We start from the raw sequence: 12,560 nt of genomic DNA, 5'->3' as shown, positions 1-12,560 counted from the left end.
TTCCTGAAAATGTTATGACGAACTTCAGAACGACTAGATGGCGATTCGCCATCTTACATCGGCCACTTTAGGACGAGGGGGACCACATTTATAGCTGAAAGCTTCTTATTCCTTGTTATATGCCTCATACCAATCGAAAAGGCTAACCTCCCTCCCAGCTAAAAGCGCTTTTCTTACTCTGTACAAGGGATTTTAAGTCGCGTATAAACAAGAGATCACTCGAAACATAGGTAAAGTCTGGGACCCAAAGCTGATTAGAACGGTTTGCTTTGAACTGCCGATTGAGCCGGTCCAATAGGCAAGGCGCTGCCGTATCGGCAATCGTGGTACGTACAATCTTGCCACGCCGCGCACCTCCATGCGTTTCATAAGCCGCTCGACTGTGCAGCGCGCCAAGCACTCTCCTTCACGATTAAGCTGACGCCAGACTTTGTCAGCGCCGTAGACTTGCATGTTGGCCTGCCAAACCCACTCAATCTGGAGCATCAGAATGTCATCACGCTTGGCACGTGCGCAACGCAATGCAGGATTCCTCTGCTGTGCGGCATAACGTCGATAGCCAGACGGGGCGATCTGCAGCAACTTGCAAATCGGCTCGACCCCGTAGGTATCCCGATGCTAGTCGATGAAATCTCTCAGGACTTGAATCGGCGGTCGAGCTCCGCCTGGGCGAAAAACGCGCGGGCCAGCCGCAAAATCTCGTTGGCGCGGCGCAACTCCCCAACTTCACGCTCCAGCGCCTTCACTCGCTCACGCTCAGTGCTGCCCACTCCATCACGCATGCCTGCGTCAACCTCATGTTTGCGTACCCATTCATGCAAGGTCTGCGGAACACACCCTATCTTGGGCGCAATGGACTCAATGGTTGCCCACATGGACCGGTACTCGCCACGGTGCTCAAGCACCATGCACACAGCACGCTCGCGTACCTCGGGGGAAAACTTGTTTGATTTCTTCATGGCTCCATTCTCTCAGATGTCGGAGCCTCCTCAAAACCCGGGGCGGTTCAAGGTAAGTAATTCCAGGTTAATCAGAAGGAAGAAACTCAAATTATTTGGTTTCCAAAATACTTTAACTTATACAATTTACTTAAATTACAGGGCGGGAAATTCTTAAGAAGCTTAAGTAGTAGCAAAAACTGAATCAAAATTATCTACTGACAGCATAAATTGGGATAGTAAGAGAATGTTAGACATCGTCTACGGGAAAAAAACCAATCCGCAAGCTGTAGAAGCTGTTGTGGATTTATTGCGCGAGCAAGACTGGGAGGGAACACTTTATGTTGGCTATCCCGTATTCGGTAGTGAAGACGCCTCGGCAGTAACAGATGCGCTGCTGACATCTATCGAAACTGGCGCAGTAATCTTTGATCTCTCATCCCAAGAGTTCTTTAATTTGCCGCCAGGAGACATGGAAGCCGCGATTAAAGCTCGTCAAAGAGAACTTTTAAGAAAATTAAATTCTAGATTAGTGGCGTACGAGGAATTGTTGGAAGAGGACGGAATAAGGTTAGCTTTTCCAATACAAGTAATTACGTTCTTACCGTATGAGGTACAGAATGTAAATGTTCCAAGACTAGTAACAAGAGATAATTTACTCGCAGAATTAGCTAACTTTGCTCCTTTAGAACGTCATTTCTTTAAGCCACTTAATGCGGCAATTCAGAAAACTGCTGCGTTAAAACCAAAAAAGAAACGATTAAATGTTCGCAAAGAAGATTCAATGGGAGCGGTCATTAAATTCCTTGAATCACAAATAGCGAATTTGGACCGATGGCAAAAAAACGCAGCAATTGAATCTCCGGAAGGGCCACAGAGAATTCGAGGCTTAGCTGGTAGTGGTAAAACTATTATCTTAGCTTTAAAGGCAGCATATTTACACGCGAATGACCCCGAAGCGGAAATTGTTGTTACGTTTAATACAAGATCCTTATATCAGCAATTTAAGAGCCTGATACGACGCTTCTATTTTGATCAGGTTTTCGATGAGCCAAACTGGGAAAAACTAAAAATATTACATGCTTGGGGTGGCGAGCTGGACGCAGGGGTCTATTCAACGATAGCTGCTCTTGCAGGTGCTGCGCCTATGCCTTTTGGTGTGGCAAGGCATAAATACGGTTATCCAAACGCGTTTTCCGGTGCATGCGCCGAATTAGTGGCTCATTTAGCGAGGACTTCATTCGAGCCAGTTTTTGATTACATGTTGATTGATGAAGCGCAGGATTTTCCAGCTCCATTTTTTCAACTGGCATATGCAGCAACCAAAGCACCTAAACGGATTGTTTGGGCATATGACGAGCTTCAAACATTAAATGACACCTCGATGCCTACATTGGACCAACTGTTCGGTGTAGACCAAGAAGGCAATCCTTTAATCGAAATTAACAACGTTGAGGGACAGCCACAACAAGACATCTTACTGCCTATCTGTTACCGAAACCCTCCGTGGCTGTTGTCTCTGGCACTTGGTCTTGGCTTGGGTACTAAACGTGGTGGCCAGTTCGTGCAAATGTTCAGGGAGCCGGATTTTTGGAAGGAAATTGGCTATGAGCCTATACAGGGCCAGCTAGCTTTAGGTGCACCTGTAAGACTTAAACGCGAAGAGGATAGAAGCGCACCTTTTTTTAATGAGTGCTTAACGCCTGCTGACTCCGTTACTTGGCATGTTTTCCCAGACGACGTTACCCAAGCTGCATGGGTCGCGGCTGATATAAAAAGAGTGCTAACAATTCAGGAGCTTGATCCAAATGACATATTAGTTGTCATTCCAGATTCGGTAAATGCGCCAAAAATTGCATTGAAGCTTTCAAGCGAACTTAAGAAGTTTGAAATTAAGAGCCATCTTATTGGCGTTACAGGGAGCTTGGATATCGTATTTATAGATAACTCTGTTGCTATGAGCGGAATCTATAGAGCGAAAGGAAATGAAGCGCCTCTAGTTTATGTAATTAACACTGAATTCTGTCAGGGTGGATATGAGTTAAGCAGGAAACGCAATATGCTTTTCACAGCGCTTACTAGAGCAAAAGCTTGGGTAAGGGTGTGTGGAGTTGGGCAAGAGATGCAGTTAATCGCAGATGAAATGCGTGGAATTGCGGCAGATAATTTTGATTTAACCTTCGTTTATCCAACAGAGCAACAAATTGAAAGGCTTAAGACAGCGTATCGAGAACGTACTTCCCGAGAAAAGCAAGCTGTGAAAAAAGAAATCAAATCAGCCGAAAGACTATTGCAGCGAATTCTAAATGGAGAAGTAGCATTAGAAGAGCTTCCCCCGGGATTGGCAGAAATGCTTCGTAAGGGTGTTAAATAAAGGCGGTAAATGAAGGCGACACCAAAAGCAATTCTTAGCTCGTTTGAATCACTGAAGCAGCGTTTAGCTGAATGCAATTTGCTCAGAGATTGGAACGGCAGTGTAATAGAACGCTCAGAGCGAGGAAGGCAGAGAATCACGTGGGCAACTACTGGTACTAGGCCTGAACTATCCGATATTTCGACCTCCAATATAAAGGAGTATTTGCTTTTCCTTGAGGGGAGGCACTTTCAATTTATGTTGACAGACGGGTCGCTAATCCAAATGTCTTATGACGTCCAGACCACAAGAAATGAGATCAAAACAAGCAGACTTGTATGGTATCCATGCCCAGTTGTGTTTTCGCCGGAAGAATTGGAATTCGCTACCATTAATGAGCTAGTTTTAACCTCTCCAGTAGAGACGCTCTCTATGCAGGCGCCATTGCGATTTGATTACTCTCCTGAGCAAGAGGCAGAGAATCATTCTTGTACTCATCTTCATTTGGGTACGGAAAATTTTAGAATGCCAGTTCAACGTGCGCTGGAGCCTTCGAGGTTTATGCGCCTAATAATTAGAACTGCTTACCCAAAAATCTGGTCTGAATTTGCTCATTTCCGTGAAGCGGAAGATTGGGGAAGTGCTGATCGCTTAACCGATGACGACAAATTATTTGGTTCGTTAAGCTGGCACTTACCTATCGCACTTTAACCTTTTGGAATTTAATATGGGTATATTGATGCGCCCCCGATAGTAGTGCCAGGGTCGTTCTAGCAAAGTCCCAGTTTTGACCCTAACGCTCTGCCAAACTACCCGGCAGAAATGCCTTCCCTTACCGCTGTACGTCCATTAAATTCCTTTATCATACTACACCCCCCTAGCTCTAAACGTCGCTTTACGATTTTCTGGCAGTGATGAAATGGACTCAGGATTACTGATGAGATAGTGTAAATATCTTTTTAGGAAAATTTTTTGGAAGTTGCAGACAACCGAGAGTAGGAGTGCCTCTTTTCCGGGGAGGGTTGGTCTACAGACGGTAGGGTATAGCTCTATGGGGCAATGGCGGGACACTAGCGCCGCACGAAAACCTTGCCGTTGAAGCCATAAGTGCCGGCGTCGACCTTGGGGGACTCGCTACCACCACCGCTCGTACTGGTTCCTACCCCCTAATTGAGTTACTTCGGTCAGAGGCAGTTTTCCATTTTTATTTCGCTAGAGGAGGGCCACATGGCCTTAGATGAGCGCACACAGCCAATCACTACCAAACCGTCCCACGATCTGACTGGACGAGGTTTCGAGGTTCTTTACGTCTCTCACGCGGCAGCCATATTGGCGGGCGACTTTCCCGACGCAAGCGCTGAAATTAATCAGATTCTATTGGAAATGGATCTACCCATTACTGAAGTTATCGGTTCCGGCGGGGGGGAAACCAAGTTCACCCAACGCCTACGCCATGCTTTAGCAGGCCTGGGCTGGAGAAAACACAACTTTATTCTCGAGAAAACGATTGATGGAGTACCGCGCGAAGCTACCTCACATGAAGTTGACCATGTAAAGCGGTACCCGGCAGGAGTTATCGCTTGCGAAATTGAATGGAACAACAAAGATCCATTTTTTGATAGGGACCTTGAGAATTTCAAGCGCTTACATGTAGAAGGCGCAATATCAGTTGGAGTCTTAATAACTCGCGGATCAAGCCTCCAAGAGAGAATGTCGGAAATGGTTACGCGTTTTGCCACCGAACGGAATATTGTTGATTTTGACTCTCTCGCCGCGGCAGGCGTTATACCAACGCCTCGGCAACGGGCAAATATTGAAAAGCGAGTAAATCGAACACGAGACCCGATACCATTTGCAAACGCCTGGGTCGACAACTTCGTATCAAACAAATATGGCGCAGCGACAACTCATTGGGCAAAGCTCATTCACCGCGTAGAGCGAGGAGTAGGCAACCCATGCCCGCTCCTGTTAATTGGCTTACCTGCGTCAATTGTACAATTCGATGCTGCCCGAGTAGACGAAATTAGCGAAGCGGATCTATCGGATGATTCAGGCCATACTGAAACATCCTAGGATGTTTAGCCCCGCTACTTCGTAGGCTCCAAGTCGAAAATCTGGCTGCGCGAATGGTTTGAATAAGTCGACCATGTAGGAACGTAACTCTCGTCAGCTTGATTGCCCCAGATAGTCCAGCCAGGGCGCTCTCCCCGGGCGAACAATTCCAGGTACGGTCCTGGACTGCAAGCTTGGATAATGTCGTACTGCTCATCGGGTTTGCGAGAGTGTTCCCGCTTACGCGTTCCAATGTAGTTGACTTGGGTGCGGCCTGGGGCAAGAGTGCGTGCATTCTTACCGCGTACTCCAAACAAGATAAGCTCAGTGACATTTCGGAAGTAGAAACCGACACCACGGCCGTCACTGCCACCATCCTTACGCAACTTGTGCCATACCAAGTTGCTCTTGTAGTTAAATCCCCAAGCAGCCATGACAGCAAGACCCTCTGGAAGTAGTGCATTCGGCACCCAGAGATATAAATGTGCAGTATCTTCTGCAGCGGACTCGACCGGCATCGCTTTGATGTCGTCGAGCGTCAAAGTGCCATACCGACTAAGGCGCCCATGCTCTGGGGCAATCTTCCCGGTCCGGTTTTGAAATTGCCAAGGCGGGTCTGCGAGGATAGTTTTAAATTTGCGACCAGCCACAAAGTTACTAAATTCGACAGCCGTTTGCCTGCCAATGTTCTCGTCGAGTCGCTTCATGTATATCCTCAGAATTTCCTACTCTGCCGCTCAAATTCCCTTTCCAGCGCTGCAATGATGATTGCTGGAACCGAGAGGTACTCATCATTGGACTGCTACAGGCGCACCCATCTGCTCCGGGGCTGGCGAAAGCTCGCTTGAATCACCTTTCGACCGCAGATTGCGCCTCATTGCTTCCAGGGGCAGAGCCCGCAGCAGCTTTCCAGATTTTTTAACCTTATGCCAGCAGTTGTCATGCCTATCCGAATTGCTTAGGCCTTGCCTTCAAATAAATTAAATCGGTAATTTGGTGGCATTCTACTATACCCTCCAGCCAGACAAACATTGCCGCATGTGCTTAGCTGCAAAAAGTGCTGTGGGGGTCGATTCAAGCGCTTAAGCTGTGACTCGAAACGAGCTGCGGCCGAAAATCAGATTCTTAGGCTTGTTCGAAATTTATGGGATCAAGGCAAATGCCCGCCGACTCAGCCACCCCTTCTGCACCGCACGTTATTGCAGTAACAACCGCTGTGGCCATGAAGACGGGGGCTAGCCTGGAAAGGCAAGGCTAAAGACAAGTATCCGAAAGATTGAGAGGTTAAAGGTGCCTTGAGGGCTGAATGGGCCCGCCTTTGTTTTCGGTAATCTTCCACTCCTTATCTACCTCAAAGTGTTCCTGCTCTGTCAAATACCATCCAATTAACGGATGAGTTAGGTAGAGCGTGGCAGCTGTAACAAAGCAAACAAAGAATTCTTAATCGTGTTTACTCTACCTACCTTACCAACCAGAAACGATGTCTTGGATTTCCTCTCTAGGTCTGCGAGCTATGGAAATCTAGGGGCATTTATTGGCGCTGGGTTTTCTAAAGCGGTTCTAAATGACGATATTGAAGAAATCGCTCTATCCTGGAGAGATTTGCTAGAGCAAGCCTCTAAGAAATTAAGTGTTAACTATAAGGAGATTGGAAAGGAAGGGGTAAGTTATCCGGATATAGCTTCTGCGATTTGCAAAGTACATAGCGAGACAACTGGATGCGAGTATGGGCAATCACTTGTTCAACTAAAGAGCAAAATTTCCACCCTCACAAGTTGGTATCCAAATCAAACCAAGAGAGAAAAATTCTCGAAGTACCTAGAAGTCCTTTCTCCCTCTTGGATTATTACAACCAACTATGATTTAGTCATCGAAAGTCTACTCACCGGGAAGTCAGCTCCACTTGGCCCGAATGATGCTTTATCGTCTCGAAGAGGGGTAATTCCTGTATTTCACTTGCATGGCATTAGAACTAATCCTCAAGAAATTATCATAGCTCAAGAGGATTTTGTAGCGTTATTCCGGCCAAACCAGTATAGACAGATTAAGTTAGCGCTAACGATAAAGGAATCTACAACGTTACTGCTAGGTTATGGATTAGGTGACGTTAATGTTTTGACAGCACTAGATTGGTCAAGAAACGTATTTAAGAGCGAGCAAGTCAATTATCCACATGACGTTATCCAGATCCTGCGAACAAAGGAGCCCCGCAAAGAGCCCTACAGAGACAGAAACAGTATAGTAATTCTTGAAACGGCCGATCTTTCAAATTTTTTTGACGAGTTTATTGCAGTACGTTCGAAATTACTGACGAGTGAGGGTGAAGAACAAGCTAAGCTCCAGAAACTGGCCGTTAAATTGGATGACGCTGATGATGGGATGATTAAGAAGTTTATCGACGATCAGAAATACAGAAAACAAGTACTCAAAGTGTTGTCGAAATTCGAAATGCATTTAATTGCCGGCTTCTTATCGTTCCTAAATAAATGTATTGATGAAACCTGGGAGCGTTCTGCACCCAATGGTAATTTTGAAGGCTATAACCAGAATCTCCAAATCATTCTCGACATATTAACTTCCTTTCCCCAGGATAGATTTCCTCCAGCTTTATTTCAAACAGTAGCCTATGGCCTTGAACGGGTAGGGTACTACGTAGGCGAGGAAAGGGGGAAATCTCGTTCTGCCTACCGAACTTGGGTAAGGCGCAAAACTGACTTGACCAGTGAAATGGTCAAGGAGCTCAAGAGCTTTGCCGAGCAGCACAGATATGGCGACCTTTGTAAACTCGTCAATGGGATCTAAATATCGCAGCACTGGGCTTATCTAGATTACCTGGTTTGCAAGAAATAATTAAAGCCCTGCTGACCTACTGGCCCCCTTATTTGGAGGGGTAAGCCAGCAAGGAAGCTGAACTCGAGCTCTGCTTGATTAGCATGTGCAGGAATAATGATTCGCGGGTAGGCGGGCATTCCCGAGTAGATGCAAGTCGAATTGCACAGTCATCTTCTGGGCTGAAGCGGAAATCAGGGGTTTGCATGTTTCCAGCAGCGTAAACTTCGCCCATCAATGTATTTACGTTTAAACTCGAGCGTTGAGTTCTGTCACAGCCGGATTAAGGTAACAATTTAAGAATTGGTTCGATTAGTTGTTTTTTTTCTAGATCAAAAGGCAACACCCATAGGCGAAGTGCTTCGGAGAAATAAAATGGGGGTAAGGGCTCATAAAACCTTATTGTTTTCGGGAATATTAGAATAACGTCTCCTTTACCACCCAGATACTTCTGACCATAGGCGAACAACTGATAGAAATCAGATTGACTTAAGCCATAATGATTGACCAGATCAAGAGTATCCAAAAGTTTCCATTTAGTATCAAGGATCCAGCTCTGTGTTTGTCTTGAAAGCAATATATCAGGTCGCAATTGGAAGAAACCCTGCCCTTCGTGAATGCAGAGATATTTGCTGGTCGACTGTGAAATAAATCGTATATCCCCAGGTAACGCTTGTCTCAAACTGGCTTCCACATAACGTTCGAATAGTTTCTCCATTGGGAACAGTAGACTGATACCACGCCATACCCCGCTTCCAGCAAAAGGTAATTGCTGTCGTAGGATAAGTTCGCACCAGGGGCGGACCGGCTTATAATGGGCCATAAGCCGATCACGTCGCCAGCGCTTGAAATCCTCTCCGATTTGCTGAGATATAGGTATTTCCGCAATCAATCCAAGCAATTCGTGTGCAAGCCGCCAATTTTCTGCATCTTGTGTATTGGCGCCTGCGATCACCAACGCAGATTTAATTAGCCGATTCTCGGGCCCATCCGGCAAGAATATGTCATGTCTAATCCAGAAGAGGTGCTGCCTCCCTTCTGGCTGACGTAATTGCCGCCCCACGTCGAGTTGGCCACGCAAGAACCGCTGCTCCTCCTCAATTTGAGCATAGTCGAATCTCAACCCGCGCTTCACTAGCCGATCCACGGCCAGCAAGAACTGGCGAATAACCCATTCGCTTACGGGTGCATCAAGTAACGCCAAATCGGCTGCCCCAACATCTCGGACCGGAAGGTCCATGGCCCCCTGTATCATGCGGCACAGCAGTTTTCTCGACGTCTCTATATTGGCCGAAGCATCAAAGTCTTTGGGAAGAATTTCGAGGGATCCGCCGCTGGGCATCTCGATGACCCCGACAAAATTATCTAGACGCAACCATTGACGGTTATCAATTTGAAGTAGGGGTGCACCGCGATTTCGAAAGGAAGCGCTTAGACAACACAGCCAATCGAAGTCGACTTGAGCTACAGTCGCTTCATCGAGGGAGTTGCGCGTGGGACCGGGAGTTAGGCGAGCATACTCTCGCACAGTGACCGTCCCCTTCATGCCTAAACTCCGATTATGCCCCGGTAGCTTTCGATGGTATTAAACGATTCGATACGTAGCTCCCATTGCGACTTAACGTTACCAAGGCCCTCGACGTTATTACCGAACAATTCAAGTGAGGAGGAAATGCCCTGCGTAATAAACTGGTGTTCAGTCTCCTTACGATGATCATTCAATATCCAACGGATGCGTTCCCAGTCCTCGAAAAAATACTCTTGTAGTAACGGAAGTATCTTTTGCCGAAAGATAGATGCCAAGTGTGAGACAGTTCTGTTGTCCCGCAATGGTAGAAAATAGGCATGCCCAATACAGTGATCGCGATCCAACAGTGCTTCGATCCGCTGATTCATTGTTTGGAGCAACTCCCCGATCGAGACACCTTCAACATGCACTCCATCGAAGAGGCTGTAATCGGGGGGTATTTCCTTGAAGGTAAAGCGGCGACGCAGGGCAATGTCTAACCCAGCCAGCGACCTGTCGGCCGTGTTCATAGTGCCGATTAAATAAACATTATTCGGAACGCTGAATCGTTCTTTCGAATAGGGGAGGACGACTTCCAGCGCCTCATCGTTACCCTGACGCTTCGATGGCTCGATCAGTGTAATCAACTCACCGAAAATACGAGAGACATTGCCCCGATTGATTTCGTCGATGATAAGTACCTTCGTGTTCGTCCCCTTCTCACCTATCGAGTTTGGTTCTGCAACTACGTTTGCACTGCCGCACAACCGCTCAACCAAAGACGGTAGTACATTGTAATATCCATTCACGAGATAAGGCTCTAGCTGGGTATCTGGTACTTTGTCAAAAACGCGCTTCTCGCGAATATCATTGATAGTCAGCTTTCCCTGACGTATGTAGCCGGCCAGGGTCTCTAGAAATTCGATTGTAAAGGGCAGGTGCTTGCCATTGGGCTTCTCTAGTTCAATAACTTCCGATGTCGCTCGGAGGACGAGATAGCCACCAAGGCGCTCCCCCACTTGAAATAACGTGCCAGTAGCTGAATCAATGGGGGCAGATGTACTTCGAGTCAATAGTTTCTCCAACTTAGCCATATCAATTGCCGTGTCCTTGAGTTCATAGAGGGTCATCTGACTGAACTGATTATTCATCAGTTGATCGAGGGGCAAAGCTGGTTCGTAGACCCGCAACCAAGATACGCGACGGCACTGGCCATAGTGATCTCCTTGCTCTTCTCTATTCAGATAGATGTAATCCCCCATTACCTCACCAATGGCTCGAAACTTGAAATTACCTTCGCTGACTATGAGTAAATCGCCGGGTTTGATTTTCAGGAGGAACGTGGTAACCGCAGAAACAGCGTACGAATCCTTGCTAATCACTTCTTTAGCCGCCGTGAATCGCTGATAGACCTCTTCTCGGCTTCTACACCCGGAAAAATCGATCGTTCCTCCCCAGCCTAGAAGCGCGCAACCCCGTTCAATGCATTCATCATAGATATAAGCATCAACTCCTTGAGTGTTACCCAGAGACATCTTCCAGATTCGTCGGCCTCGAAGATCAAGAGGAGCTTCCGCCTGCTGAGTTACACGTGCGACGGCTGACGTACAAATATTCTTAAACACACCGTCCACGACCTCATAATGCAGCTTGCCATCCTCATCGTTCCTCGCTCTGAGGCCTTCGACAAAATCCTCATAGCTAAAACTTTGATGGAACGTTACAAACCGAACATCCCCGGTGCTAACTAAGGCATCGAAGCGTTTCTTTAGCGCCGTCCGATCCTCTTTATAATCTGCTAAAAATCCAGGGTCGAGAATCTCCAAAGCCAACTCTATGGTCGTGTAGGTTTTACCGGTTCCGGGAGGACCATACAAAATGGTATTCAAATCACCGTTAGGCATAACTCCATTGCTTCCAGCCATTTTGTCAAAATTTTTCTGAACTGCTTTATCCCGGGGAGAATTGCGAATCATAATTCTTGATGGATCGGTGAATTCCAAATAAATAGTTGTGCCAACACTTACGTCTTTTCGCAAAAAATATTCTTGTATTTCCGTACTGAGAATAAAAGGAAGTCCAAGTGATGAAATTGTTGCGTTAAAGAGGATTCCGTCATCTGTTAGAAAACGAAAAACGCCCTCGTTTTCTTGATACCTTGATAGTTGGTCTCGATATCTAAGGTTGAACTCCAACTTTCCATTTGCAATTTCTTCTTGAGTTAATACTTGGGAAAATCCCCAAACTTCATCAATAAATGGTTGGGCCATCTCAGCGTTTAATAAGAGAGACTTTGTAGCTCCGTTCATCAGTCCGGGTGATGCATACAATATCGCCCAAGGCAAATTTGTTTGCCTCTAAAAAATTTCTCATAACCCGATTATCTCTGGGACGCATTTTTCCGCTTTTCCACGTCGCGATATCATTAATACTCTTTGCAATGCCATAATCAAACTCAACCGGTTTGCCACGCTCCGGCCACTTTTCTTTGTCTGCCTCTCCTCGAGCACCAAGTGCGTCTGCCGGAAAAAACCTCAGGTGTATAGAAGAAATTTCAAACTTCTTCCGTGTAATCCAAGCAGGGTTTTCTATAACGATTTGTATTGTTTCACCGCTCTCTAATTCACTCATTTATTCCCCTGTCTCCTCTCATTACCGTGTCGTATACCTCATGCCTAAACATTCTTTATCGAGCTGCTTAGGGGGTCTGCTCGGAATTTTACTCATCTCAACAATATTAGCTCCTGTCCTAAGGGCTCTTCATTTTGAGATCGAGAAGATCACAGAGTACGGAATGGAATGGGATTTAAATTGCACCCTATTCGACCTCCATTATTCCGCACACTTTGGTGCATTCCGGCCTTAGGAACGGTTTGAGCAT

8 protein-coding genes, 1 pseudogene and 1 other annotated feature are annotated in these 12,560 nt (G+C 46.4%); of the genes and pseudogenes, 4 read left to right on the top strand and 5 right to left on the bottom strand.

All coding sequences use genetic code 11. The features are described 5' to 3' along the window. Positions 1-217 precede the first annotated feature (217 nt). Positions 218-959: pseudogene (locus tag BMW46_RS14850) on the bottom strand (IS3 family transposase); the annotation flags it as partial. Then, positions 565-681: a sequence feature (AL1L pseudoknot), on the bottom strand. Its footprint overlaps the pseudogene before it by 117 nt. Positions 960-1,185: 226 nt before the next feature. Here BMW46_RS14850 and BMW46_RS00865 point away from each other — a divergent pair. From BMW46_RS00865 to BMW46_RS00855, 3 genes are all read left to right on the top strand, one after another. Beyond that, on the top strand, positions 1,186-3,312 hold the full coding sequence (locus BMW46_RS00865) for a DEAD/DEAH box helicase (RefSeq protein ID WP_074703795.1): 2,127 nt from the start codon (positions 1,186-1,188) through the stop codon (positions 3,310-3,312). Between the two features lie 9 nt (positions 3,313-3,321). Beyond that, positions 3,322-4,002 carry a DUF2290 domain-containing protein gene (locus BMW46_RS00860; protein WP_074703794.1) on the top strand — a complete coding sequence of 227 codons (681 nt, stop codon included), beginning with the start codon at positions 3,322-3,324 and terminating at the stop codon, positions 4,000-4,002. 516 nt (positions 4,003-4,518) lie between these two features. Next, entirely contained in the window at positions 4,519-5,364 is an 846-nt protein-coding gene (locus tag BMW46_RS00855; RefSeq protein ID WP_074703793.1) for a BglII/BstYI family type II restriction endonuclease, read from the top strand. Between the two features lie 14 nt (positions 5,365-5,378). Here the strand turns inward: BMW46_RS00855 and BMW46_RS00850 are convergent, their stop codons facing one another. Further along, positions 5,379-6,050: an MT-A70 family methyltransferase gene (locus BMW46_RS00850; RefSeq protein ID WP_074703792.1), complete on the bottom strand. Its 672-nt coding sequence runs from the start codon at positions 6,048-6,050 to the stop codon at positions 5,379-5,381. Between the two features lie 739 nt (positions 6,051-6,789). Here BMW46_RS00850 and BMW46_RS00845 point away from each other — a divergent pair. Continuing rightward, a complete protein-coding gene (locus tag BMW46_RS00845) occupies positions 6,790-8,145 on the top strand; it encodes an SIR2 family protein (RefSeq protein WP_074703791.1) in 1,356 nt (451 codons plus the stop codon). A gap of 310 nt (positions 8,146-8,455) precedes the next feature. Here BMW46_RS00845 and BMW46_RS00840 read toward each other — a convergent pair whose 3' ends face one another. From BMW46_RS00840 to BMW46_RS00830, 3 genes are read right to left on the bottom strand one after another with little or no spacing between them, the layout of a single operon-like run. Continuing rightward, positions 8,456-9,718, bottom strand: coding sequence for an McrC family protein (locus BMW46_RS00840; RefSeq protein ID WP_074703790.1), 1,263 nt, complete (start codon positions 9,716-9,718; stop codon positions 8,456-8,458). Positions 9,719-9,720: 2 nt separating this feature from the next. Next, positions 9,721-11,949: an AAA family ATPase gene (locus BMW46_RS00835; protein ID WP_074703789.1), complete on the bottom strand. Its 2,229-nt coding sequence runs from the start codon at positions 11,947-11,949 to the stop codon at positions 9,721-9,723. A gap of 1 nt (position 11,950) precedes the next feature. After that, complete coding sequence (locus BMW46_RS00830; protein WP_074703788.1) at positions 11,951-12,310, bottom strand: hypothetical protein; 360 nt, start codon at positions 12,308-12,310, stop codon at positions 11,951-11,953. Between the last annotated feature and the right edge of the window lie 250 nt (positions 12,311-12,560).

The organism is Nitrosospira multiformis (assembly GCF_900111585.1).
Taxonomy (GTDB): domain Bacteria; phylum Pseudomonadota; class Gammaproteobacteria; order Burkholderiales; family Nitrosomonadaceae; genus Nitrosospira; species Nitrosospira multiformis_B.
Note: the sequence above shows the minus strand (reverse complement) of the source record. Positions and strands in the feature narration are given on the sequence as shown.